Source organism: Streptomyces sp. OZ13, assembly GCF_052068155.1.
In the GTDB taxonomy this organism is placed as follows: Bacteria; Actinomycetota; Actinomycetes; order Streptomycetales; family Streptomycetaceae; genus Streptomyces.
This window is the reverse complement of the sequence record NZ_JBQHCZ010000003.1, coordinates 605,696-628,856: the sequence shown is the minus strand read 5'-3', so window position 1 is coordinate 628,856 and position 23,161 is coordinate 605,696. Positions and strand designations below refer to the sequence as shown.

The 23,161-nt window shown below is 67.6% G+C and carries 23 protein-coding genes; 18 read left to right on the top strand and 5 right to left on the bottom strand.

Going from position 1 to position 23,161, the window contains the following annotated elements:
- Positions 1-76: 76 nt before the first annotated feature.
- Positions 77-856, bottom strand: a complete 780-nt coding sequence (locus ACTMTU_RS09815) for an ankyrin repeat domain-containing protein (protein ID WP_441263077.1) — start codon at positions 854-856, stop codon at positions 77-79.
- A gap of 755 nt (positions 857-1,611) precedes the next feature.
- Between ACTMTU_RS09815 and ACTMTU_RS09810 the strand changes: the two genes are divergently transcribed.
- Together ACTMTU_RS09810 and ACTMTU_RS09805 are read left to right on the top strand one after the other, a co-directional pair.
- On the top strand, positions 1,612-1,761 hold the full coding sequence (locus ACTMTU_RS09810) for a hypothetical protein (protein ID WP_441263076.1): 150 nt from the start codon (positions 1,612-1,614) through the stop codon (positions 1,759-1,761).
- Between the two features lie 193 nt (positions 1,762-1,954).
- Positions 1,955-2,599 (top strand): sigma-70 family RNA polymerase sigma factor, encoded by a 645-nt coding sequence (locus ACTMTU_RS09805; RefSeq protein WP_441263075.1) that lies wholly within the window; start codon positions 1,955-1,957, stop codon positions 2,597-2,599.
- 1,060 nt (positions 2,600-3,659) lie between these two features.
- Here the strand turns inward: ACTMTU_RS09805 and ACTMTU_RS09800 are convergent.
- Entirely contained in the window at positions 3,660-4,460 is an 801-nt protein-coding gene (locus ACTMTU_RS09800; RefSeq protein ID WP_441263074.1) for a hypothetical protein, read from the bottom strand.
- A 358-nt stretch (positions 4,461-4,818) separates the two neighbouring features.
- On the opposite strand from ACTMTU_RS09800, the gene ACTMTU_RS09795 reads away from it, so the two are divergent.
- Together ACTMTU_RS09795 and ACTMTU_RS09790 are read left to right on the top strand one after the other, a co-directional pair.
- Positions 4,819-5,319, top strand: coding sequence for a DUF4365 domain-containing protein (locus ACTMTU_RS09795; RefSeq protein ID WP_441263073.1), 501 nt, complete (start codon positions 4,819-4,821; stop codon positions 5,317-5,319).
- A 184-nt stretch (positions 5,320-5,503) separates the two neighbouring features.
- Positions 5,504-6,538, top strand: coding sequence for a hypothetical protein (locus ACTMTU_RS09790; protein WP_441263072.1), 1,035 nt, complete (start codon positions 5,504-5,506; stop codon positions 6,536-6,538).
- 197 nt (positions 6,539-6,735) lie between these two features.
- Here the strand turns inward: ACTMTU_RS09790 and ACTMTU_RS09785 are convergent, their stop codons facing one another.
- Positions 6,736-7,566 carry a class I SAM-dependent methyltransferase gene (locus tag ACTMTU_RS09785; RefSeq protein WP_441263071.1) on the bottom strand — a complete coding sequence of 277 codons (831 nt, stop codon included), beginning with the start codon at positions 7,564-7,566 and terminating at the stop codon, positions 6,736-6,738.
- A gap of 56 nt (positions 7,567-7,622) precedes the next feature.
- On the opposite strand from ACTMTU_RS09785, the gene ACTMTU_RS09780 reads away from it, so the two are divergent.
- From ACTMTU_RS09780 to ACTMTU_RS09740, 9 genes are all read left to right on the top strand, one after another.
- On the top strand, positions 7,623-8,339 hold the full coding sequence (locus ACTMTU_RS09780) for a GntR family transcriptional regulator (protein WP_441263070.1): 717 nt from the start codon (positions 7,623-7,625) through the stop codon (positions 8,337-8,339).
- 591 nt (positions 8,340-8,930) lie between these two features.
- Positions 8,931-9,194: a DUF6284 family protein gene (locus ACTMTU_RS09775; RefSeq protein WP_441263069.1), complete on the top strand. Its 264-nt coding sequence runs from the start codon at positions 8,931-8,933 to the stop codon at positions 9,192-9,194.
- On the top strand, positions 9,194-9,481 hold the full coding sequence (locus ACTMTU_RS09770) for a DUF6303 family protein (protein WP_441263068.1): 288 nt from the start codon (positions 9,194-9,196) through the stop codon (positions 9,479-9,481). Before ACTMTU_RS09775 ends, ACTMTU_RS09770 begins: the two co-directional genes overlap by 1 nt.
- Positions 9,478-10,449, top strand: coding sequence for a DUF2637 domain-containing protein (locus ACTMTU_RS09765; protein ID WP_441263067.1), 972 nt, complete (start codon positions 9,478-9,480; stop codon positions 10,447-10,449). Before ACTMTU_RS09770 ends, ACTMTU_RS09765 begins: the two co-directional genes overlap by 4 nt.
- Positions 10,446-10,784, top strand: a complete 339-nt coding sequence (locus ACTMTU_RS09760; protein ID WP_441263066.1) for an RRQRL motif-containing zinc-binding protein — start codon at positions 10,446-10,448, stop codon at positions 10,782-10,784. The genes ACTMTU_RS09765 and ACTMTU_RS09760 overlap by 4 nt, the downstream gene beginning before the upstream one ends.
- Positions 10,785-10,803: 19 nt before the next feature.
- Positions 10,804-11,046: a hypothetical protein gene (locus tag ACTMTU_RS09755; protein WP_441263065.1), complete on the top strand. Its 243-nt coding sequence runs from the start codon at positions 10,804-10,806 to the stop codon at positions 11,044-11,046.
- An 88-nt stretch (positions 11,047-11,134) separates the two neighbouring features.
- Positions 11,135-12,700, top strand: a complete 1,566-nt coding sequence (locus ACTMTU_RS09750) for a hypothetical protein (protein WP_441263064.1) — start codon at positions 11,135-11,137, stop codon at positions 12,698-12,700.
- A gap of 2 nt (positions 12,701-12,702) precedes the next feature.
- Complete coding sequence (locus ACTMTU_RS09745) at positions 12,703-14,814, top strand: hypothetical protein (RefSeq protein WP_441263063.1); 2,112 nt, start codon at positions 12,703-12,705, stop codon at positions 14,812-14,814.
- A 207-nt stretch (positions 14,815-15,021) separates the two neighbouring features.
- The gene (locus ACTMTU_RS09740; RefSeq protein WP_441263062.1) at positions 15,022-15,492 is read left to right on the top strand and encodes a hypothetical protein; all 471 of its coding nucleotides are present in this window, start codon (positions 15,022-15,024) and stop codon (positions 15,490-15,492) included.
- A gap of 114 nt (positions 15,493-15,606) precedes the next feature.
- Here ACTMTU_RS09740 and ACTMTU_RS09735 read toward each other — a convergent pair whose 3' ends face one another.
- Positions 15,607-16,431 (bottom strand): DUF6551 family protein, encoded by an 825-nt coding sequence (locus ACTMTU_RS09735; RefSeq protein ID WP_441263061.1) that lies wholly within the window; start codon positions 16,429-16,431, stop codon positions 15,607-15,609.
- Positions 16,432-16,693: 262 nt separating this feature from the next.
- Complete coding sequence (locus ACTMTU_RS09730) at positions 16,694-17,668, bottom strand: HNH endonuclease (protein ID WP_441263060.1); 975 nt, start codon at positions 17,666-17,668, stop codon at positions 16,694-16,696.
- Positions 17,669-17,892: 224 nt separating this feature from the next.
- Between ACTMTU_RS09730 and ACTMTU_RS09725 the strand changes: the two genes are divergently transcribed.
- From ACTMTU_RS09725 to ACTMTU_RS09705, 5 genes are all read left to right on the top strand, one after another.
- A complete protein-coding gene (locus ACTMTU_RS09725) occupies positions 17,893-18,594 on the top strand; it encodes a DNA cytosine methyltransferase (RefSeq protein WP_441263059.1) in 702 nt (233 codons plus the stop codon).
- Entirely contained in the window at positions 18,591-19,430 is an 840-nt protein-coding gene (locus ACTMTU_RS09720; RefSeq protein WP_441263058.1) for a DNA primase, read from the top strand. Before ACTMTU_RS09725 ends, ACTMTU_RS09720 begins: the two co-directional genes overlap by 4 nt.
- 2 nt (positions 19,431-19,432) lie before the next feature.
- A complete protein-coding gene (locus ACTMTU_RS09715; RefSeq protein WP_441263057.1) occupies positions 19,433-20,908 on the top strand; it encodes an ATP-binding protein in 1,476 nt (491 codons plus the stop codon).
- Positions 20,909-21,507: 599 nt separating this feature from the next.
- The gene (locus tag ACTMTU_RS09710) at positions 21,508-21,705 is read left to right on the top strand and encodes a helix-turn-helix transcriptional regulator (RefSeq protein ID WP_441263056.1); all 198 of its coding nucleotides are present in this window, start codon (positions 21,508-21,510) and stop codon (positions 21,703-21,705) included.
- Entirely contained in the window at positions 21,705-23,093 is a 1,389-nt protein-coding gene (locus ACTMTU_RS09705; protein WP_441263055.1) for a tyrosine-type recombinase/integrase, read from the top strand. The genes ACTMTU_RS09710 and ACTMTU_RS09705 overlap by 1 nt, the downstream gene beginning before the upstream one ends.
- Positions 23,094-23,161 lie beyond the last annotated feature (68 nt).

Sequence of the window (23,161 nt, the reverse complement as noted above, 5' to 3'; positions counted from 1 at the left end):
GGAAGGATGGTCCGACCTTCACAATTTCTTCAACCTGGATGATGATTTCTCCCGTTATGCGGAGCGTGCGGATGCCCTAGTCCGAAATCTCCGACCCCGCGTGCGCCCCCTGACCGATCAGCCAGGCGACGACGTCCCGGGCTCCCTGCGCCTGTTGGTCTTGCTGCGCCTGTTGTGCTTCCTGTGCGCGGGCGATGTCGAGGGGCGTCATTCCGCCGTGGCCCACGTGGTCGATGTGCGCGCCTCGCGCCAGCAGGTACCGGGCGGTGGCCAGTTGTCCGCCGTGGCAGGCGCCCCAGAAGACGCGGGTGATCCCGTCGGTCGTGGGTGCGGCCGGGCCCGTGACGTAGCTCTCGACACGGTCGAGCAGCCCGAGGGTGGCCGCCTCCTCGAGCGTCGTACGCGCCCCGAGCTCGACGAGCCGGTACGCGGCCTCCCACTGCCCGAACCCGCAGGCGTCGGCGAGCGGCGTACCGCCCCCGATGGCGGCCCCGTCCGCCTCGATGTCGGCCCCGGCCGCGACGAGCGCCTCCAGGACGGCGACGTCGTTGCAGGACGCCGCCCAGTGCAGCGGCGTCTCGGCGTGTGCGCCGCTGAACCGCGCCCCGGGATCGGCGCCGGCGGCGACCAGCGCCGCGACCGTTCGCGGCCCGTCCGGGAAGTGCCCCGGCCAGTCGGCGACGACATGCAACAGACTCCGCCCACCCGGCCCACACCCCTCGCGCGCCTCGACGATCCGGGCCCGGGCAAGCCCCGGATGCTCCTCGAGCAACCGCCGGAGCAGCCCGAGATCACCGCCCCGGACGGCACCGGTGACGGCGACGGCGAGCGGGTCCTGCGAATCGAGGGTCAGCATGGGAACAGGGTCGCTGACGCGGGGCGGTGGGTGAAGCTCTGCGGACCTGGATGCGCGCACCGTGCTCCCACTCGAAGACCTGCGCGACACCATCGGTCTCCACCGTGACCTGCATGCTCTCGGCAGGGACGCTGCCGGGTTCGATGCTCATGGCGTGCATCATGCCGGTCACGGCACGCGATTCCGGAAGGGGTTCCACTGCCAGGCCCAGGCGCGGCCAGCCGCCCGCGAAACTTCGACGCGTATTCGGCACGGCCACCCGCAGAAACCCGGTGACAGCCGGATCCCCTCCCGATCGCCAGAGGCCGGTGCGGCGCTTACCTGTCCGCTACGCGACACCCGCTAATGTGCCGCTGGCCGACGAAAAGGCCCTCCCGGCGGGAGGGCCTCGAGGTTGTGCGCGTTGTGCGCCCCCGGCAGGACTCGAACCTGCGGCCAAGCGCTTAGAAGAGACTGATCTTGTGCGGCGTGATCACGTCCGTGACCAGGGACAACCTGTGCTAAGTGATAGCGAGATCGCCGTCACCACCGCGCATTCACCGGAAGGCTTCACTCCGGTGCATCGCGATCAGCACTTCAAGGATGATCGAACGCCTTTGCGACGGTTTAGCGGGTGCAGTGCGCGGCGTGACGATGGCCACACCAGGGAGCGCGCCCTACGGCCTCGGCCAGACGGCTTCTTCTTGTGAACCGGCAAGCAGCCGGCCGCATCAAGTCCGACCCGCTGTCGGTCTGTCGCCCTGGGAGTACTTCGCATGGACCCCGTCCAGCAGCTCTACCGCATCTTGCTGATCTTGATCATTGCGGGGTTGGTCACCTACGTGGCCTTCCTTAACCCGCTGCTCGGGGTTGCGCTCCTCGCGGGTTTCGGTGTCGCGATGTTCATTCATCAGATCTTCGGCTGACGAGTCCACCAAGGCCACATTTGCTTCCTGAGCCTCGTCGAGCACGTCGACGAGGCTCAGCCCAGAACATCACCCAAAGTTACAGAGTTCAAATGCACCACAGGCGCCCATCCTCACGGCATAGCTGGGTGAGAGTCGCGAACTACGACGTCTCAGTGTCGAGTTAATTGAGTTACGGGAAGGATTGGTCCAGATGCGCAACGCCCCCGATGTTCGAGGGCCGACGGACCCGCACGACCTACCGAGTACGCCGCAGCGCCCGGTCCCTGGGGCTCGTACCACCTCTGAATCCAAGCGCCGCCGTCGTCTGACGGAGGAGCAGGTTGGGGAACTGCAGCGTCTGAAGCCCATGCTCGAGGGCATGGTGCGCCAGGCGTGCATGGGGTACTTGATGGAGGATTTAGTGCAGACCTGCGTGTACCAGTTGGTGCGCGCATGGTCGAAACCGGACTTCGTCCTGGACCGACAAGACGGCGGGCGGGCCTTCGCGCGCAAGGTGATGCAGGACGTCATCGCAGACGCAGCGCGGAACAATGATCGCGACTTGTCGACCCCGGTGGACGCACTCCCCGAAGTCTTGGTCGCGCCCGACGAGGGTACGCACGTCCATGCTGATCGTCTCCAGTCCATCGAAAGATTCCTCGTGGACAAGCTCCCGGAGAAGCTGTTTCAGGTCGGCCGCCTCGCGATCGTTGAGGGACTCAATCAGGGGCAGATCGCCAACGTTCTCGCCATCGAGCGGCACACAGTGGCGCGTCGCCTCAAAAAGGTGTGCGAAGCACTGGAGCCCTACAAGGACACGATCCACGACGAGGTGCTGGGCGACGTGACGAGCTAGTGCCGCTACTCGGGCTCACGGGAGGGCCAGCAAGTCGCCTCCCGTGAGCCCAGGTTGGGTCCTAGCGACCCTGACAACGACAAGGAAGCGCGCTCAAAGGATGGCAACCGATAAGCGTCCACACGCACACGTGCAGGAGGCACACCGAATGTTCAACACTTACGAGTTACTCCGCAATTGGGCGGAGGAAAGCCGAGAGGCTGTCCGGCAACGACGTGCCGGAATCGAACCAGCCAGCTGGGAAGCGTTGCTTGACCGTGTGGAGGACAAGCTAGACGAGGACGACCGCGATGATGAGGGCGCCTCGGAGGCCAATGACTCTGCCTCGCTGCAAACCTGCACATGCTCGGTGCCTCCACTGCCGCGCCTCGCGGGTGGAGCGCTGAGTGCGGCCTTAATGCAACCCGCGCTCGGCACGGCCAACAGTGGAAGTCAAATCGTTCGATGCCTTGCAGCCTGGGCTGCATTGGCTGGATTAGGCATCGCAGCCTTGCCGGAGCGGAGCGGGAATTCATCTAGGTCCAAGGGGGTGGGGTTATCTCTGTAACGGAGAGTCGACCCGAGGGCTCGTCACTCTCATAGAGCATCGCTTGGGAGGCTGCACAGAGGAAGTTCAATGCCAGATCTCGCGGGGGATGGATGGGCATTGGATGACAACCGCCTTGAGAGCGCGCCAGTCCCGTGCGATACACGCTGCCCCCTCCAAGGCTTTGAGGGGGCAGCGTCCTCGCTCTGAAGTCGGGTATAGGGACGACGGGGTCGGTACTAGGTCCTTCTCCGCGGGTCGCGACAGGCGAAAGTCGTCGACACGTCCTGTCGCGCAGATCATGCGCAGCATCAAGCTCGTTGATTCGCTTGCGTTTCAACCTTGGACAGCGTTCCGCCAAGCGAGTTTCTGATTTGCCGCGACTCATCGCGCCTCAAAGCGCGACTCAGCCTAGAAACGCCGAAGAGACCACCACGCGGGGCGGTGGTCTCTTCCCGGCTACGTCAGCAGCTGTCATCGTCGGGCCGATACGGTCCCAGTGACAAGTTGGCGTCGTAGCGGCCGCCCGCCCCATCAGGCAGCGACCGAGGGCTCGTCCGCGTTCCGGGGCGGGGGTACAGGGGACTGTGGCGTGCTGGAGGGCAGGTTGACGACGGTGTAGGCCGTGTTGACGAACTCCTGCAGGAGGCGATTCATTTCGCGCACCGCGTCCTGCCACTCTCTGAGCATCTCGCTGCGCTCGTTCCGCCTGGCGGCTCGGAACCGTTCGTTGCTGTAGGTGACGTACTCCGTCATGGTGTCGCCGAGGCTCTTGGCACAGTTGGCAACACCATCCGGCCCGGTCAGGCGGACGACCTGAGCCCGTTGGAACGCCTCCTCATAGAGGCTGACGATGCTCCTCTCGAGGCGTTCTAGATCGTGCAGTTCTGCTTCCGAGAGTGGTGCGGGTAGGGGCCATGTGCCGGCGAGTAGCTGGCCACCCGCAGCGATCGTTTCGCGCAACTTTTCGACAGCAACAACGAAGTCGACGTAGGTCTCGCGGCGGGTCTCCAGTTGCCACTTTCGTAGCTCGGATTGCTGTCCCTCGCGGTCCCTGACGTGGTTGGCGTCGTTATTCATCTCGGCGATCTTGAGCTGAGCATTCAACTGCTCCGCCATCTGGCCCCGCTGGGCTTCGAGCTGCCGCTCAAGCATCGCCTGCTGAGCCGCGAGCTGTTTGTCGAGTTGCTTACGGTTGGCCCGGTTGTTGATGTAAGCAACGGATGCCGTGACGACACCGGCTCCGAGCGCTCCGACACCGGCGCCCAACGCCGTACCCCACCAAGGGGCTATGGCCGCGGTGGTGGCGGCCGCGTGGGTGAGATTGAGGGACATGAAGGACAGTGTGCAAGGGGTGCTCAGCGTTCGTCAGGCAAACGAGCACGCCAGTATGCCGACAGCGTCGCGCTGCACTAGTGAAGCACCCACTACGCACTTCATCCGGCTCACCTCCGACGCCCTGACCTGCGAGGCTAGGTCCGTCCGGGTACTGCGCGCAGCGTTCGCCTCCTACAGGGCCGAGGCACCCTCGGTACGAAGCCCCTTACTGAGGGTATGCCGTAGGCCTCCATCCCATCTACGCTGCAAGCGGGAGGGGGTGGGTCGATTGGTGCAGTCTGCTGACGCCCGAGGAGTTAAGCGCGTCCCGGTAAGTCGCATCGAGGCGGTGAACAGGGACACCTTCACCGCATGCATGGAGCAGCTCCAGGAAGGCTACGTGGCGAGCGTCGCAGCAACGGCCGGCTGTGCGATGACCGCTGTCAGACGTGACATCTATGGTATGGACGCACTGCTAGCCCGGCCTGCGATGGTCCCTGGCAAGCAAGAGGCCAGTGTCTATGTGCAGCTCAAAAACACCACTACGATTCGCCCAGATCCGGCCAAGTCCGAGTTTAGCTATCAGCTAAAGAAGCGCGAGTACTTCGAGCATCTCTCACTCGTGCGGAGTACGCCCAAGGCGATCTTGATCGTCATGGTTACGTCACATCGGCAATTGGACTGGACTAGGGCCAGTCACGACCGGTTGGAACTCAGTTACTGCTGTTATTGGACTTCGCTAGAAGGTCAGACGGTGAAGGCGGGCGTGGCGAGCCCCACCGTGAGGGTTCCCACGGCTAATGTCTTTGATGCGTCGTCGTTAACGTTGATTCTCGATAAGCTTGACAGGGGTGAGTCGTTAAATGGTCGGGTCTAATTCCCTCCCCGCCCCCCAAAGCGTTGACCCCTACAGGCTTGCAAACATCCTTGAGGAAGCCGGTTGGAGAGTCGCGGGAGGACGGGAAGGTGCCTACAATCGCCTCACTCCACCCGGTGCCGGTGCCTCTGCCGCCGAGTCCCTGCTCGTTCCGCTCGACCCGCAGGCGTCGGATTTCACTTTCATGATGAATGCCGCCCTGCGGCAGTTGGCTGACGATCGTGATCTATGGACGCGAGTACTTTCTCCGCGACTTATCGTACGCACCGCGGACGAGTTCAGGTTCAGGAAGGAGTCCTCTGCCCCCAGTGGAATGATTGCTTGGCGCGAAGGCGAGCAGCTGATTCTCTCGGCCAGAAAGGCTCTTCTTGCCGGAGCCAAATCATTCGTTGATCCCGTGCGGCATTTCAGCAACAAGTTCGGGCAATTCGCCAATCGCTATCTTGAGAGCATCTTGATGGGACAAACGGCGCCCGGCAGCTACATCGTGACGGCCTACGCGCCGACGGATTCTGAAGTCCCTCTGCGCGGAGGATTGCAAGCAGCAAGTCCTGACCTGATGTCCTCGAACGTTGCTCAATCCCGTGACATCAATTTGGCAGTTGTGCGCGCAGTCGGCGCAACCGTTGAAGCTCTTGACCACTACAGGGCCCATCATTCAATGACGGGGTTCGCCGCTGGCGTACAGCAGGGTGTCTCCTACGAAATGACCGTTGCCCTCTTGGGTATGGCTTCCCATTCCGATGGTGCAGATATTACGGTTGACTGGGACCCGAGTGCGCCTGTTCCTGGAGACTCTGCGTCAGTTACCTTTGATCTGCGGGGAAGCGATGCGGCAGTTTTGGAAAAAGCGGCTAATGAGCTTGCGTCAGACAATCGATCGGAACGCAAGACAATTGTTGGCCGTGTCCACCTCCTCGCCAAGAAGGAGGCAAGGAGTCCGGGAGTCTTCGGTGTTGATTCGCTTGAGAGTGGGCAACCCAAGAAGGTTCGAGTTCGACTAGCGTCGGACGAGGACTATCACGAGGCAGTCAGGGCCCACGAGGAGGATCTCGCAATTCGAGTTACTGGAAACCTCGAACGTGAAGGGACATTGCATTGGCTCTACAATGCTGCGGTCGTTGAGACTCTAGGGCCCATCGAGGAAGTAACTCAGCGCAGGGGGCGCGGCTCGGCCGGTAGAGCCGAACCCCCCAGCCAGTCCGGACTCTTCGAATAGATCCAGAAGGGCATCTGGCGGGCGTTGCCTGCTGCTACGCGGCGATGCGCTGAGCGCGTCTACGCGTAGGGCACGCAAACGGCGCGACTGGCGCAGACGTCGTCCACGCCCGCTCGCCTACGGCCGGCCGTTGTTTAACCGTAGTGGGTGCGGAGGTGGTGGGGGCGCGCTCGTGCGCCTGAGGCGACGCCGACGGCTCAGGAATCCGCTGTGTTGACGTCAACTGGAGCCCTGCCGACGGCCAGTAGGTGCGAGCTAGCGGCGAGGAGTTCCGGGTACGGCTCTGCCAGGCGCGCTGCGTCCATGGCCGACGCAATCAGCTCATCTGTTGGGCCGTCGCCCGGCTGCTGTTCGGCGACCTTCACCAGTGACCAGGCAGGGCCCTCAATACCGAAGACTTGCACGTCCCTTAGGCCTGAGGCTACCAACTCCGCCACAAGCTCTTCGGCGCGATGGAAGTAGGACAGGGTGAACCCTCGTGCCCCGTCGTAGACGGCCGTCTCAAGGATTTTGGAGACGGAGTTGCGAATCCGCTCTGTATGCAGGTGAGCGTACGTAACGTGCTCGAATAGTGACGCGTAGCGATTGATTGCAGCTGCAGCGACCAGCCCGCCTGGCTTCACTACGCGGAAGGCTTCCGCCAGGGCTTTCCCGCGGTCCTGGGGATCTGGCAGGTGGTAGAGCGGCCCAAGGAGCTGCACAACGTCGAAGCTGTTGTCCGGCTCGTGCAGTTCGCGTGCGTCCCCTACGGACGCTGAACACACGGCCGCCGCGCTCGCGACATGGCGGGGCACCGGGTCTACCAGGGCGACGTCGTAGCCGTCCTTCACTAGCCACTCAGCATGAATCCCAGACCCTCCGCCCACGTCGAGCACACGCGCCGGCGGGGGCGGCAAGAAGCGTCGGAGGAGCTCTTGGGTCCTAACCAGCTCCATACGTCCGTCTGCCGAGCTACGCAGGCGGCTGTCCTCGTTCACTGTCTCGCCGTAGAACCGCATCACGGAGGGATCCAATTCGAGATTCGACATGCCCGCAGTATCGTGTGTACCGGTGGACCAGTCCAGCGTGCGGAAAAGGTGAAACCATGGCTGTTCTGAAGTACGAGGAGATCGCTGAATCTCTGCGCGCCCGCATCGCCGCTGGTGAGTTCGCCCCTGGGGCCACGATCCCATCGGGCCGCGACTTGGCCGAGCAGTGGGACGTGTCACGGGCCACCGCCATCAAGGCCGTGGATGTGCTGCGCAACGACGGTGTGGTCGTCGCCAAGCAGGGCACCGGTTTCGTCGTCACGGAGACACCTGTCGCACGTCCCGCCGGCGCCCGCCGGGCAGGATCGGCTCGCATCCTGGGCGGGATGCCGTTCCTGCGCGTTGGTACGCCCGACTGGGCAGAGCCTCCCTCACGTGTAGCCGTCGCGCTCGGACTCTCTCCCGGGGCGCTGGCGCTCCGACGCATCCGCATCCTCCAGCTCCCGGACGGAACCCCGAATAGCTGTGTGGAGGCGTGGTTCCCCCCAGAGATCGGGGAGGCGGCACCCCGCCTTGCCGACACTGCACCCATCGCCGAAGGCACCACACGCTATGTCCGGCGGCAGACCGGACGATTCCCGGTCGAAGGAGTGGACGTCACCACGATCCGCCTCGCTTCGGACACGGAGGCGGAGCGCTTGGGCGTGCCCGTAGCGACCCCCGTCGCTGTACTCCTGCACACGGCGTATGACCAGCAAGGTCACCCATTGGTATGTGAGGAAGGCGTCACCCCCTCCTCGCTGTTCGAGCAGGTTGACACCTACGCGATGTAGGTAGGCCGCCCATTTGGAGCTGGACTGGTCCGCCGGTCCAGCTTTTTTGATGGCTCGTCACGTCGACTGACCTGCCACTTTCCGACCTATGGCCTCCCAACTTCAAATTCAGAGGTTGACTGGACCGGTCCACCGGTCCAGTCTCTTGGTGTGGTCATCGCCTCATCCGGAACTTTCGGAGTGGGCCGATCGCGTCATGCCGACAACTCCACAGCGTGATCCACCGCAGCAGTACGACCGTGAGGACGCCGGCCGAGGCGAGTGGAGACCAGCCGACCGAGACCGGGCCCGCGTCACAACCGGGCCCCACACCCCAGACGGGGGACACGCCATCGGCTCTAAAGAACCGCGTGGCCGACATTGAGGCCGCCTACGCCCCGGGAACCAGACCTCCCCAGGGTCAGCGGCACCACGCGAATCGGAGGTCTGAACGACCGCGCAGCGCTCGCTGCGGCCGGTTGCCTCCGCTGCTCGTCTCGTACGGCAGCGCTGAGGGGAGCCGGATCTACCGACTTCAACGGCGTGCGGCCCCGGTGGTAGGACACCGGGGCCGCTCTGTTGAGCCGTTCCTGCGTGAGAGGAAGACGACTCATGAAGCACATCGCTGCTGCTCAGGCGCTTGTTACCGGCGCCGACTTCGACCGCGAGCCCACGGCCGCGGAGCTGGACGCGATCGAGAGCGAGATGCCCGTCATCACGGCGGAGCTCGAGCTGCTGGACGCGCAGATCACCGCGCTCGACCGCACGCCGTCGCCGCTGGACGTGCGCCGGATCCGGCGGGCCCGCCGGCGGGTGCTGGCCGCCCGTCGGGAGCTGACCAACCGGACCGTCGCGGGTGCGCCGGAGGTGGCGTGATGGCGGCGACGTTCACAGCGCAGGTGTCCCGCTCCACGGTGACCGGTCGCTGGCGGCTGTATGTGGTGCTGCTCGGAGTACCGGGGTCGCAGTGGCCCGAATGCGACCTGAATCCCGGTCCCGAAGTGCCGAGTGTTCAGGAGCGTTCACGGGCGCTGGACGCGCTCGGTTACGTGTTCACGGACGGTGCCGAATGGCAGTGGGCCGAGATCGGCTCGGTGCCCGATGACCCGGACGCGCCGGTCCGTCTGTTCGCCACGGCCGAGGTCCGGGAGACGAGCGAATGAGCAGTGTTCAGATCCGTTCAGCCGAGCGTGCGTTGTCGGTCGGGACGTGGATGATCGTGGCCGGGGCGATGCTCTACTCGATCCTCACCGTCACCCCGCTCGCCGCCGCCCACACCCCCGACGAGTGGGACTGGACCGCGCCGATCCTGCCGCTGGTCGTGGACGCCGCAGTCGTCATCGTGGTCCGTCTGGACGCCGTTCTGGCCCGTCTGGGCGGCAACGGCGGCCGGTGGCCGGTCGTGCTGCGGTGGATGACCGGCTGCATGACCCTCGCGCTCAACGTCGCGGAGTCCGCACTCAGGAAAGACCTGGTCGGCGTGGCCGTGCATGCGGTCGCGCCGCTGCTGCTGATCGTCACGGCAGAGACCGGTCTCGCCTACCGCCGTGCCATCACCGCCGCTCTGGACGCGCAGAAAGCGCAGCGGAAGGCCGAGCAGGCCGAGCGTGAACGGGCGGCACAGGAGCGGCGTGAGGCGGTCGAGCAGCGGGCCCGCGAGGAACGGGAGCACGCCGCCGCGCTCGCCCGTGAACAGCGCGAGCACGAAGCCCGCCTCGCCCGTGAACAGACCGAGCGGGAGGAGGCGGCACGGCGCGAGGAACGCGAGCAGCGGGAGGCGCGCGAGCGTGCGGAGCGGGAGGCCCGTGAACGCCGTGAACGCGAGCGTGAACAGAACGAGCGGGACCGTGAACGCCGTGAACGAGAGGCCGCTCAGCGCCGCCAGGAGGAGCAGCGGCAGCGCGAGGAAGCCGCCCGCCGTGAACGTGCCGCATTGCTCGCCGGTGGGCCGGTGAACGAGAAGCTGCCCGAGGACCGCGCCCGCGCCATCGTGCACGCCGCGTTCGGTGAAGGGCTGCCGGTGCGGTCGGCTGTGGAACTGTGCGGCTGGTCCATCGGCTGGGTCTCCACCCGCTACCAGGAGCACCGCGACGCGGTGGCCGGCCGGACGCTCGAAGGCGCGTCGTCGTGAGCACGCTGCCCACCTACCGGTGGCGGCTCGCCCCGGACGGCTACGCCACCTACCGCCAACTGCGCGCCCTCGGGCTGCGGCCGGGCGGGCAGGGCGTCGCCGCCGAACTTCAGCGCCCGCGCCGCCGTCGCGGGCCGCTGGTCGCCTACCTGTACCGCATCGACCGCGCCAAGCCCGTGCGGCCGATGACCCCGGCCCGCTGGGCGGCTCTCGCGAAGGCGAACGCCGCACAGCGGGTCTGCCCGATCTGCCGCCGGGACGCCGGATACCGCATCCCGCGCTCGCTCGGCATGTGCGTGACCTGCCACGACTCACCCACCACTCTCGCCGCCTGACCCGACAGGAGAACACCGCATGAGCAGCACGACCGAGCAGACCGCCGCCCCGGCCGCCACGGGCCAGGGCAGTCACCACTACGTGCTCACCCTCGACATTCCCGGCCGCCTCTCTGGCTCGTGGTTCGGCACCTTCACGCCGTCGCCGACCGCCACCCGGCAGGACGTGCTGGTGCACCTGCTGGCGCAGATCCGCACGGACAACCCTGAGTTCGCCCGCGCCAACGTCGCCTTCTTCTCGCTGGAGTCGAACCGGCTCTGACCCGCACCACCACATACGGAAGGCCCGGACGCAGTGCTTTGGCCGGCAGCGTCCGGGCCTTTGACCTCCCGAAGGGAGTGCACACAGCATGACGGACACCACCATCGCTCCGGGAGCGGGCACCGAGGCCCCGCCGGACACCACACCGTCCCCGCTCGAGCAGAGCGCGCCCGCCCCGGCCGCAGCCGAGGTGGAGCACACGCCGGGCGGATGGCCGGTCGTGCCGCTCGCGGTGACCGGCACCAACGCCACCACGTCCCTGATGGCCGCTGCCGCGCTGGCGGGCGGGCCGGTCGCGCTCGCCCTCGCCGCTACCGGCGCTGTCGTGCTCGGCACCGCCGCCGCAGCCACCCGCCACCGCCGCGACCGCAAGGGCAAGGGCAAGGCGGCCACTGGCCGTCCGGCCCGCAGTGGCATGGCAGCCGCGGCCGCAGCGAGCCGCCGCCCCGGTTCGGTTCGAGTGCCGGGCCAGTCCCGTAACGGGAACGCCGGCACCACTAAGGCCGCTGGTCGCGGCCGGGGCAAAGCGTCCCGGGGCACCGCCAGTTCAACCCCCTCCACGGCCAAGGCCGGTGGGCTGAACCGCCGCCGCACCGGGGCTGCGGCGTCGCTGTCCGCAGCGTCGGGCAAAGGCCGCAGCAAGGTCGGGCAGGTCAAGGCCCTGCGGGAAGCCGCGCGGCAGGCGTCGCCGTCGCGGGCCGCCCGCCGCAACGACACGACCGGCGCCCGCCGTTCACTCGCGGACGCTCGCCGTCAGGCGAGGGCTGACCGGCGGTCTGCCGGCCTGGGCGGCAAGGGCGCGGTCGGTCGGGCCGTGGGCAAGGCCGCCGGGCGCATCGGCAAGGCCACGGGCGCGGCGATAGAGCGGGCCCGCAAGGCACGCGATGCGCGGACCGCCGGACAGGTCGCCGGGCAGCGTGACCAGGTGCGCAAGGCACCGGCCCGCAAGGAAGCGCGCAAGGCCCTGCGCAAGTCCGCCGCCCGGTTCCAGCGTCGCCGCCTGCTCGCGGCGCTGCTCGCCGGTGCCCTCGGCATCGTCGGGCTCATCACCTCCCCGATCGGGCGCAAGCTCGGGCTGCCGTGGCTTGTCCACCCGGGCCGCCGTCTCTACGCCCGGATGATGCGCACCGCCGACGAGCAGCGCAGCGAGCGGGATGAGGCGATTCGGGCCGCTCTGCAGGAGGCCGAGGACGCCGTCGACGCCGAGGCGGCCGAGGACGGTACTGAGCAGATCGGGGACCAGGTCGAGCGCCCGGCCGGTCCGACGCCGGCAGCACCCACCAGCAGCGAGAGCAGTGAGGGAGAGATCGTGTCCGGTTTCCGGTTCGAGGAGTACGCGGCGGAGATGGAAGCCGCGGCCAACAGCTACGACCCCGAGGACGCCATGGAGATCCTGGCCATGGTCGAAGGGCTCCCGGCCGCGCTCACGTCGGTGGCGAACGTGATGAAGATCCTCGCCGAGCGGGCCGACTCGGAGTTCCCGCTGGAGAAGGAAGTCGCGGACGGCTTCAACGACATCTTCGGCGCGCTCATGTCGGCGGTCGCGGTCGCGGAGGACATGGGGCCGCTGTTCCGCCAGGCCCACGAGCAGGACATCGCCCGCCACGAGGACCCGCGCAACGGGACCGAGGCCGAGAAGGGATGGAACGTCTGATCATGACCACCAACACCGCCTCAAGCGGGCCGGTGTGGGACTGGGCTGCCGGTCACGGACCCGTGACCGGCGCTCTGTCCGCCACCACCGGATGCCTCGCCGTCGCCACCACCGGAGCCGCCACCGGCATGCCGCCCGGCTGGGCCCTCGCGGTCGGCGCGGCCGGGGCGATCGGCCACACCACCACGTCCCTGCGCGACCGGCTCTCTGCCCGCACGATCGGCATGCGCGCCGCTTCTTGGCTGCTGGGTGCCGGGTGGACGACGTGGGCCATGACCACCGGCCCGCTCACCTGGGCCGCCCTCGGATCGCTCACCACCCTCGGAGTCGGGATGGGTGCCGCCGCCCGCGCCACGCTGCTCCACGAGGAAGCCCGCGAGCTGGAGGCCATCGCCGCCGCTGAGCGGCAGGTCTCCCAAGAGCTGTCCGCCGAACGCCGGGCGATCGCCGCCGAGTGGGTGGATCGGATCCAGCGCGTGTGCGGCATCACCGTGCGCGTGCTCGCGGTCGAGCAGTGGCCCACCGGGACCGGCTTCACCATCGACGCCGAACTGCCGCCCGGTGGCACCACCTACGACAGGATCGCGAAGGAGTCCGCGCGGCTGTCAGCCGATGCCCGGCTGCCGCACGGCTGCACCGCATCCGCCTCGCAGGGCATCGACCAGGGCCGCGTCCTCATCGACGTGACCACGGTCAACGTGCTCGCCGCAGAGGTGACCTACCCCACCGACTACGGGCCGCTGTCCCTGCATACCGGCATTCCGTGGGGGCTGCGCACGAACGCGGACGAGATCCGCGCCTACCTGCGCGAGCAGTGCGCGCTGGTCGTCGGGCCGACCGGTTCCGGCAAGACGAACATGGTCCACACGATCCTTGCCGGGTTCGCCCGCGCCACAGACATCGTGACCTGGGTGATCGACCTGAACGCCGGATCGGCCGGCCTCCCGTGGGTACGGCCCGCCCTCGACAGCAGCGGGCAGACCACCGACGGCATGCGGCCCGGTATCGACTGGCTCGCCGCCTCGCACGAGGAAGCCGCGGTGATGCTCGATGCGGCGGTGCGGATCGCGAAGCACCGGAAGATGGCCTACCAGGACCTGATGTCCAAGGCGAACACGGACCTGCTGCCGATCAGCGACCGGATCCCGCAAATCGAGATCGTGATCGACGAGGGTGCGGAGATCCTGGCCAGCAGCGACAAGGAGTCCCGCAAGCTCGCAGCCAAGATCCTGGAAGTCATCAGGATCGCCCGCGCCATGGGCATCCGCACCGTCCTGACCGCCCTCGGAGCCACCGGCGCGGTGCTCGGGAACCTGATGATCCGCCGGGAGGCCAAGGTCCGCGTTGCCCTGACCGGCGGGGAGACCGAGGGCATGGACCTGGGCAAGCAGTTCCCCGGATCCCGTGGCCTGCGCGTCGACCAGGCCCCCTACAAGGGTGCCGGGTTCATGGGCACCCCCGAATCCCCGGCCGCGCTGTTCAAGTCCTGGCGGATCCTGCCCAACCAGATCCGCGACATCGTCGCCGCCACCTCCGACCGGCACCCCATCCTTGATGCCATCTCGAGCAAGGCGGCCGGGCCGGACTACGCCCGCCGCTGGGACAGCGCCCGCACCGCATGGATGCGCGACGACCACCCCGCCACCGGCAATCCGCAGCAGGAGACCGGCACCGGGGCCGGGCTGAACCTGTCCGCGCTGCGCCAGCAGCCGCCCGCCCCCGAGTCGAACGAGGATGCGCTCGCCCGGAAGTTCCGCGAGCAGATCGACGCCCAGTTCGCCACCGCCCCCGAACCGGACGGCACCGGACCGGACACGGGAACGGGGACGGGGGAGCCGCCCGCGGCGGCCGGGCTGAACCTGTCCGCCCTGCGGAACGAGGACAACGCCGCGCGGACTGCGGCGCTCGCGCTGCTGCTCGCCGCCGGACCGGAGGGAACCGGGGCGTCCGCCATCGCCCGCGCGCTCGCGGATGAGCACGGCACCACCCGGCAGACCGTCGTCGGATGGCTCAAGACATGGACCGACGAGGGCACCGCCGTACGTGTCGGAGAGGGCACCAAAGCCCGCTACGTCCACCACCGCCACGCCCCCGGAACAACCCCCGAGGTGTGAGCGCTTGTCGCCTGTCGCCCATCCCCACGGGAGGGGCCCTGGGCGGCTCTGTGAGGGCCGGAGACGGCTTGTGACCTGCAAGGCGACAAGCGACAAGACAAGCGACAAGCCGCACGGCAAGGCAGACGACAAGCGACACGACAAGCACGGCACCGGGCAGCACCCCGCATCACGGGTGCTGCCCGCCGTCGTTGAAGGGACCCCGTTGTGCACTCCCAGACCCCGTACGAGATCACCACCGTCCCCCAGATGCCGACCACGGCGCGGGCCGAGATGCTGCCGCACGAGATCCCGCCCGGCGTCCAACTCGTCACCCTGCCCGGCGGCATTCGCACCCTCGCCTACACCCAGGCCCCTGCCGCACCCGAGCCGCAGCCGGTGCCCGGCGCGGCCCCGATACCGACCTGGGCCAAGACCACCGCACTCCTCACACCCACGATCGGGGGCGGCGTCGCCGCCGCCGGCACCGGACTCTCCTACGCAGCACCGGGACTAATCGCCATGAGCCAAGCCCTGTGGGCCACCGTCGCGCTCATCGCCGCCGGAGCCATCGCCCTGCCCCTGCTGCTCGGCATCGGCCGCAGCCGCACCGGCCGGGCCGCCCCCACCCAGATCACGCAGAACATCACCGCCACCGGCCTATTCGGCCGCGCCAACGGAACCATCACCAACCGCTGACACACCAAGGGCGGCCCGCCGTATTCAGCGGGCCGCCCTGCAAACTGGTGGAGGAGGCACTCCTGGGCTCCTTGGCAGTCTTGCCCTTCCGAGCGGTGATGCGATGGCCACGCTCTACGCTGCGGTGGCCTTCACCTTCTTGCGCTTCGGCACGCCGAAGATCGCGCCATGCCGCTCACCGAACAGGCCGGTGTACTCGTAAGCGATGTTGTTGGCGAGGGGGATGGAGCGGGACTGCGAGCCCCCGCCACTGATCGTGTCGTTCATCGCCGTGTCCTTCCACTTGCCCACCGGTTCCTGCTTGAGGGTGAGTGAGAGGGAGTCCAGGTCGACGGTGTCCCAGTTCTTGTGGATGACGAGGGCGACCGCGCGGAGCATCATTCCGTCCCACGAGGTGGGGTCGTGGCCCCAGGCGTTGAGGACCGTCGTCAGCGTCTTGGGGAGGAGACCGTCCTGGGGATCGCGCATTCCGTGGATGACCTTGAGCGCCTGGATGGCCGCGATGCCTTCCTTGGAGGTGCCACTCGACACGTGGAGACCACAGCTCTTCACGTCCGCGTTGATCTTCACGGCCTCGATCTCCCCGGCGGTGACCGCCACGGAGAAGTTCTCGTACGGCTTCACGGCGCGGCGGTCACGGTTAGCCGCGAGGAACAGCTTGGCCTCCTGCTGTTTGGTGAGCCCCTCGTACACCATGCAGTCGCGCTTGAACTCCGGCCCCTCTTTGATCCGAGCGACCTCGTTGGAGTGCTGGCCATCGAGCACGTAGTCGCCGTCCGGACGGCGAGAGACGATCGCCGGGAGCAGCACCTCGCGGTCCCAGATCTTCTGCAACTTGTTCGCCCACTTCGGCTGGAACTGCCTCTGGGCGTCCATCGTTGCATCGACCTTCATCTCGCCAACGGCGATGGCCTCGTAGAACTTTCGGATCTTAGGCATGCTGGTATCCCCCCTGCAGGCAAAAGTCGCTGAGTACCCATCACCGTACGCGGAGATTTTTCCGCGCGTATGGATTTCTCGCGGATTGCGGATTCTCGCGGGACACGATTCCTCGCGGATATCGTGCTGCTCGACGTCTTGGGGCTCTGCTCTCGACCGAAGACCCCATCAATTTGCCCACCAGCGACGTCATCGCCATCGACGACCTCCAGAGGCACGCAGGCGGCCACCGCTCGCCAGCGGTGGCCGCCTGCGACGAGCACTACGGGACGAGCGCCTGATCGCCGGACTTCTGGGCCGGGATACTCGCCCCGGCGTTCAGGCGGTGCATGGCCCAGTGCTGGGAGATCCACTTCCTGTGGGCCGGCTTCACATTCACCGCGAGTGGCTGACCGTGAAGCTGCGCGTAGACCTCGTAGGCACGCGTCATCGGCGCGACGTCGAGGAGAAGCGTCTGCGGATCGATCGCGATCTCGCCGAGGTCGAACAGCCTGTGCACGTCGCGGCGCAGCAACAGCCCGCCGCTGATCTGGTGCTTGGCGTTCTTGGCGTAACTGTAGAGGTGGGCCGCCTCGAGGACGCTGGCGGGCATGCTGCCGGTGAAGGCACACGTCTCGCCGAACTCGGCGAGCAGTGCAGCGCGGAAGGCGGGCTGGCCCTTGCGGACCCGGACAGTGGCCTTCGTGTGGCCGCCGACGATCAGGTCGTGGGCGCTGTCGACGACGCTGAGCGACGTGGCGTTCTTCCCGGTCTCGACCCGGGTGCGGAAGTCGTCCCAGCGCAGGCGACGCAGCGCGTTCTGCGACTTCGGTTCCACGCACAGCTGGCGCAGCTCCGCCGCGGGGAGGTGGCCGTGCAGGTCGACCCAGCCGGCCTCGTAGCGGGCGCGGTAGGTCATGACGTCGACGGTTTCCACGGCCGGCAGGTTGAACTCGGCCTTGCAGGTCGTGGTCCAGCAGCGGTACTTGGGCGTCATCGTCTTGCGTTCGGCGATGTCCGCCTTCCCGCACTTCGGGCAGGAGCTCAGGTCCTTCGTCCCGGTGCCGGTCTCGATGTCCTCGATGACCGACAGGCCCAGCGACGTGTTCCCGTCCCACAGGACGATCTCGTCACCGACCCGCACCGCGGTGGAGTTCGGTACCCGGCTGTCCCAGCTGTAGTGGCTGGAGCTGTTGTCGTCGTACCCGCCCCCCACACGCTTGGGGTCCTCACCCAGGTACATCAGCCAAGCCGTCAACTTGCTTCCTCCCGTCAGCCGAAACCGTGCCCCGAGAAGCCCGTGGGCGCGGCGCTCCGCTGATCAACGTATCGGGAGCTACTGACACTCCCGTCCGGCGCGACGACTAGACCTGGCGGGAGCACATCACCACTCGGTGATGACGGGAGCGGCCGCCTCTCGCCAAAGACCGCGGCCACTCCCTCTCCCCAGCCCTGTCAACAGACCTGCGGAGGTCTCCCAGCATGACCAATCCGATCCCGATCCGGCGAGATGGCCGGCGCCCCCGCGTCCTTGACCTGTTCTGCCACCGCGGCGGTATGGCCATGGGCTACCACCAGGCCGGGTTCGATGTAGTCGGCGTCGACATCGACGCCGACTGCGCCAGTGAGTACCCGTTCCCGTTCATTCACGGCGACGCGATCGACTACCTCTACGCCCACGGCCACGAGTACGACCTCGTCCACGGCTCCCCGCCGTGCCAGGCCTACAGCCCGCTCAACGCCTACAACCACAAGACGTATCCGGACCTCATCGCACCCACCCGCGACGCCATGCTCAAAGTCGGCCGGCCCTACGTCATCGAGAACGTCGAAGCCGCCCGCCCGGAGCTGCGCGACCCGATCATGCTCTGCGGCCCCATGTTCGGTCTGCGCATGTATCGCCACCGCCTCTTCGAGACGAGCTTCCCACTCACCGCGCCCAGGCACCCCAACCATCAGGCGCTGTGCGCCAGGAATGGCTACCTCCCCTCTCCTGAGAAGCCGTTCATGACCATCACCGGCGGCCGCCACTCCAAGGCTTGGCAGCGCGCCGCCGCCGAAGCCATGGGCGCCCCATGGATCACCACCATCCGCGGCGTCTGCGAAGCCATCCCACCCGCCTACGCGGAGTGGATCGGCCACGCCTACCTCGCCACGCCTCCCGCCCTGGGGGTGGCGGCGTGAACGCCCACCTGCACACCGCCCTCATCCTGGCGGAGACAGCCGTACCCGTGCTGCCTTTGCGGGCGGGCAAGATCCCGTTCGGCAACTGCCCCGACTGCGCGGGACTCGCATGCGGCGGGCGGCCGACCATGAAGACGGTCGGGGGCTGCCGGTGCCCGCGCGTGTGCCACGGCTGGGCAGCCGCGACCACCGACCGCGCCGTCATCATGTCCGCCGCATGGGCGCCGATGTGGCGCACGGCCGCCTCGGTCGCCTACCACCCCGCCGGGGCCGGGCTCACCGTCGTGGACTTGGACGACACCGACGCCGTCGCCTGGGCCCGGCAGACCCTGCCGCCGACCCGGACCCTGGTTACCACGCGGGGCGAGCACTGGATCTACCGAGGCACGATGCGGTCCGTGAACGCCGTCCGCGACGGCGTCGACATCAAGTCCACCATGGCCTACGCCCGCTGGCTCGGGTTTGGTACCGGCACAATGACGGCGCTGCCGGACGCCGTGCGCGAGCTGGCAGTGAAGAACACCCCCACGGTCCAGCCCGCACAGCATGCCGTCACCGTGCCCGCACTCGCCGCAGGCGGGGATTGCCGCCACCGCACACCCACCTACCTGGACCGTGGCATCTCCATGGCAGAGCGGCGCATCACCGACGCCCGCAGCCAGGTCCACGCCACCGTCTACCGCACGTTCCTCGCCGTGCTGTCCGCCCATGGCCGATGCGGCTGCCTCACTGATGACCACGTCGCGCGACTGTTCACCGCCGCGCAGGCCAAGGGCGAAACCGCTCGGCACTGCACCGACGCGTGGACCAACGCCCGCACCAGGTTGGGACTGTGACCATGTCCGACGACGAAAAGAATCCCGCCCGCGAGGTCATCACCGACTACGCGCAGGCCCACTTTCGGTACTTCCGCAACGCAGACGGGACCGTCTACGCGCAGAAGAACGGCCACCCCGTCGCCCGCCCGATCCGCTCCCAGGGCACCTCGGGCAGCCACCGCCAGGAACTCATGGTCGGCCTCTTCAACGACTGGCACGGCGTGTTCAACGGAACCGCACTCAAGGAGGCGCTCGACTTGATCGAAGCACTCGCGATGAGCGAGGACGTGCAGCCCGTCCACATCAGGGTCGCTCCGGGATTCGACGGGGCAACGTGGCTGGACCTGGGCCGCAACGACGGACAGTCCGTCCGCATCCACCCCACCGGCTGGGACATCCTCACCCCCGACCCGCGCGAGGTGTGCTGGCGACGCACCCAGCTCACCGGAGAACTCCCCCTGCCTGCCAGGGACACCGACGGCAAGGGCATCGACCTGCTGCTGAGGCTGTGCAACTTCGCCAACGCGGAAACCGAGTGCCTGGCCATCGCCTGGCTCATCGGCTGCCTCGGACCGTCCGTGCCCGTCCCCGCCCCGTTCCTCACCGGTCCCCAGGGCGCCGGCAAGTCCACCGGCGGACGGATGCTCGTACGGATCATCGAAGGCATGAGCGGCGACCTGCGCCGTGCACCGAAGGACGAAGAAAACCTGATCGCCGCAGTGGCCGCCGGATGGGTCACCGCCCTGGACAACCTCTCCCACCTGGCCCCCGACCTGTCCGACCTCATGTGCTGCATCGTCACCGGAGCCGAGACCATCAAACGCGCCCTCTACACCGACGGCGACGTCGTCCGCGCCCGCTACCGCCGCCCCCTGCTCCTGACCGGCATCGACGTCGGCGTCATCCGCCCCGACCTCGCCGAACGACTCCTCCCGCTCCGCCTCGAACGCCCCCGCGTGCGACGCACCGAGGCCGAACTCTGGGCGGAGTTCGAAGACGTCCTGCCCGTCGTCCTCGGCTCCCTCCTGGACCTCACGGTCAAGGTCCGCGCCGCCGAGGCCGACATCCCCACCGACCTGCGCATGGCCGACTTCGCCCACCTGTGCGCACAGCTCGACGCGGCGACCGGCCTCGGAGCGCTCAATGCCTACCGAGCCAGCCTGGACGACCTCAACGACGACGTCATCGAAGGCGACCTCCTCGCACAGACCGTGCTCAAGCACGCCGCCGGCCTCGCCCCGGGCGCGGAGACGCGGATGACCTCCACCGAGTGGCTCCACTGCCTCACCGGCCTCTACAGCGGCGAGGACTGCCGTCCCCTGCCCAAGGGCTGGCCCACCACCGGCAAAGTCCTGTCCGACCGCCTCAAGCGCCTCCAACCCACACTCGCCGCCCGCGGCGTACTCATCGACTGGGGCCGCACCAAAGAGAGCCGCTACATCGAAATGATCCGACGCCCGACTCCGCCACCACACGAGCAAGAACCGATGCACTGACCGGCGACCTGGCCGCCCGGAACAGCAAGAAGAGCACCACGTCCCGCCAGGCGCGGGGTGCTCTTCTTGCTGTTCGGCGGCACGCCGCTCGATGGTCGCGCCGCGAAACGGCTCCTTCTTCGCGCTTTGAGGCGCACTGCACCACAACAGACACCCCCCTTCTTTTTCCTAAGGGAAGGGACGCTGCGTCACCTGCGTCTCCCGAGGGTCGAAACCGGCTTCTGACCTGTAGCTACAGCGATGACGCAAGACGGCCGTCGCTGCGTCATCTCGCGTCACCTGCGTCACCGGTGACGAAAAGCCTGCGTCACCGGTGACGCACCCCAAACCCTCTGCGTCACGCAAAATCGCAGGTCAGGAACATGAATGACACGGATGACGCGGTGACGCAGAATCCCGCACTTCGGACACACGCGGCCCAGCGGCCCGAGGCCAAACCCGACTAGCAGGACTGTCACGCCCGCCCGTGACGGCCCAACCCGCCAACAACCGCTCCCCGCCACACGCTCGAGGCTCTGCCCGCGATGCAGCGGCGTAGCGGAAGTAGCGGACCCGACAGGAAAGGGGCCATGGCCCCTTGCTGCCCCAGGAGGGACACCATGCCTAGCCACATCGGGCCCCGCCGGATGCTCACGCTTCCCGAGGTCTGCGCAGAACTGCACGTATCGCGGTCCACCTTCTACGACTGGCGCCAGAAGGGCCGCGCCCCCCGCTGCATCAAGCTCCCGAACGGCGACCTGCGCGTACGGCGGAGCGACTTGGACAACTGGCTCGACGATCACGAGGACGCCGCCTGATGGAAACGACGTACAACGTCAAGGTCTGGAAGACCGCGACGTACAAGGGTGCGCGAGGCACCACGTATACCGTGCGCTGGACCGTGGACGGCAACGAGCAGCGAGCCCCGTTCGGGACGCGAGCGCTCGCGGATGCTTTCCGCTCCGAGCTGGTCAGCGCGACCCGACGCGGTGAGGCGTTCAGCCTCAGCACCGGACGGCCCCTCTCCCATAAGTCGGGCGCGACCGCGGTGAACTGGTACGACTTCGCCGTCCAGTTTGCCGATGTCCAGTGGGACCGAACGGCCGGCAACAGCCGGAAGAACACCGCCAAGGCGCTGACCGCTACGACCATTGCGCTGCTCCGAACGCCGCCAACCGGCTTCAAGCCCGTCGACGTACGCACCGCGCTGCGTGAGTTCGCCTTCAACACCAAGCGGCGCGAGGAGGCACCGCCGGAGGTGGCGGCCATCCTCAAGTGGGTGGCCCGGAACACGCTGTCCATGGCGGCCTGGGAGGACCCGGCCAACGTGGATGGGGTGTTGCGCGCGTTCGATGTCCGGCTGGACGGCACACGCGCTGCTGCCAGTTCCATGAAGCGCAATCGGCGCGTCCTCAATGTCGCCATGGAGCACGCCGTGAAGCGCAAGGTACTGCGGGCGAACCCCCTACCGAAGGGCAGGGGGACCGCGCCGAAGACATCGTCTGCGGTGGACAAGCGGGCGCTTCTGAACACCAGTCAGGCGGCCCGACTGCTGGGGTGGGTCCGTAGCCGTCCCCGTGGCGGTCCCCGGCTGCATGCGTTCTTCGCGACGCTCTACTACACCGGGCCGCGCCCCGAAGAGGCGGTGGCAATGCGCGTGAGGGACGTTCGGCTGCCCGCCGCAGACGCCGCAGACCAGTGGTGCGAGCTGCTGTTCCATACCGCTCAGCCGGAGGTCGGCTCGAACTGGACCGACACGGGAGCCATTCACGAGGAACGCGGACTGAAGGGGCGAGCCGCGGGCGACACCCGCGTCGTCCCGGGACATCCGTCGCTCACGAGGATTCTGCGCGAGCACATCAAGGCCGACGAGCTGAAGCCTGGCGACCTGCTGTTCCCGGGCGAGAAAGGCGAGCTGCTGGCAGGCTCCGTCATTCGACGGGCCTGGCGATCCGCTCGCGACAAGGTCCTCACGCCTGATGAGTTCGCCTCACCTCTGGGTAAGCGGGTGTACGACCTGCGGCACACCCGGCTGACCAAGTGGCTCAACGACGGCATTCCGCCGGCACAGGTCGCGGAGTGGGCGGGCAACAGCGTGCCGGTCCTACTGGCCATCTACGCCCGCTGCGTGTCCGGCCAGCTCTCGGAGCTGAAGAAGCGGATGGAAGCCGGGGAAGACCTCCCCGACCTGCCCGACGAGGGCTGACGGGGCGCGGAGAACTTCTCCGTGCATTCTCCGTAGCCACCCGCAGAAACCCGGTGACAGCCGGACAG

Coding starts and splice junctions, on each gene's coding strand:
- ACTMTU_RS09815 (WP_441263077.1), bottom strand. CDS start 856: ATGCTGACCCTCGATTCGCAGGACCCGCTCGCCGTCGCCGTCACCGGT.
- ACTMTU_RS09810 (WP_441263076.1), top strand. CDS start 1,612: ATGGACCCCGTCCAGCAGCTCTACCGCATCTTGCTGATCTTGATCATT.
- ACTMTU_RS09805 (WP_441263075.1), top strand. CDS start 1,955: ATGCGCAACGCCCCCGATGTTCGAGGGCCGACGGACCCGCACGACCTA.
- ACTMTU_RS09800 (WP_441263074.1), bottom strand. CDS start 4,460: ATGTCCCTCAATCTCACCCACGCGGCCGCCACCACCGCGGCCATAGCC.
- ACTMTU_RS09795 (WP_441263073.1), top strand. CDS start 4,819: ATGGAGCAGCTCCAGGAAGGCTACGTGGCGAGCGTCGCAGCAACGGCC.
- ACTMTU_RS09790 (WP_441263072.1), top strand. CDS start 5,504: ATGATGAATGCCGCCCTGCGGCAGTTGGCTGACGATCGTGATCTATGG.
- ACTMTU_RS09785 (WP_441263071.1), bottom strand. CDS start 7,566: ATGTCGAATCTCGAATTGGATCCCTCCGTGATGCGGTTCTACGGCGAG.
- ACTMTU_RS09780 (WP_441263070.1), top strand. CDS start 7,623: ATGGCTGTTCTGAAGTACGAGGAGATCGCTGAATCTCTGCGCGCCCGC.
- ACTMTU_RS09775 (WP_441263069.1), top strand. CDS start 8,931: ATGAAGCACATCGCTGCTGCTCAGGCGCTTGTTACCGGCGCCGACTTC.
- ACTMTU_RS09770 (WP_441263068.1), top strand. CDS start 9,194: ATGGCGGCGACGTTCACAGCGCAGGTGTCCCGCTCCACGGTGACCGGT.
- ACTMTU_RS09765 (WP_441263067.1), top strand. CDS start 9,478: ATGAGCAGTGTTCAGATCCGTTCAGCCGAGCGTGCGTTGTCGGTCGGG.
- ACTMTU_RS09755 (WP_441263065.1), top strand. CDS start 10,804: ATGAGCAGCACGACCGAGCAGACCGCCGCCCCGGCCGCCACGGGCCAG.
- ACTMTU_RS09750 (WP_441263064.1), top strand. CDS start 11,135: ATGACGGACACCACCATCGCTCCGGGAGCGGGCACCGAGGCCCCGCCG.
- ACTMTU_RS09745 (WP_441263063.1), top strand. CDS start 12,703: ATGACCACCAACACCGCCTCAAGCGGGCCGGTGTGGGACTGGGCTGCC.
- ACTMTU_RS09735 (WP_441263061.1), bottom strand. CDS start 16,431: ATGCCTAAGATCCGAAAGTTCTACGAGGCCATCGCCGTTGGCGAGATG.
- ACTMTU_RS09725 (WP_441263059.1), top strand. CDS start 17,893: ATGACCAATCCGATCCCGATCCGGCGAGATGGCCGGCGCCCCCGCGTC.
- ACTMTU_RS09715 (WP_441263057.1), top strand. CDS start 19,433: ATGTCCGACGACGAAAAGAATCCCGCCCGCGAGGTCATCACCGACTAC.
- ACTMTU_RS09710 (WP_441263056.1), top strand. CDS start 21,508: ATGCCTAGCCACATCGGGCCCCGCCGGATGCTCACGCTTCCCGAGGTC.
- ACTMTU_RS09705 (WP_441263055.1), top strand. CDS start 21,705: ATGGAAACGACGTACAACGTCAAGGTCTGGAAGACCGCGACGTACAAG.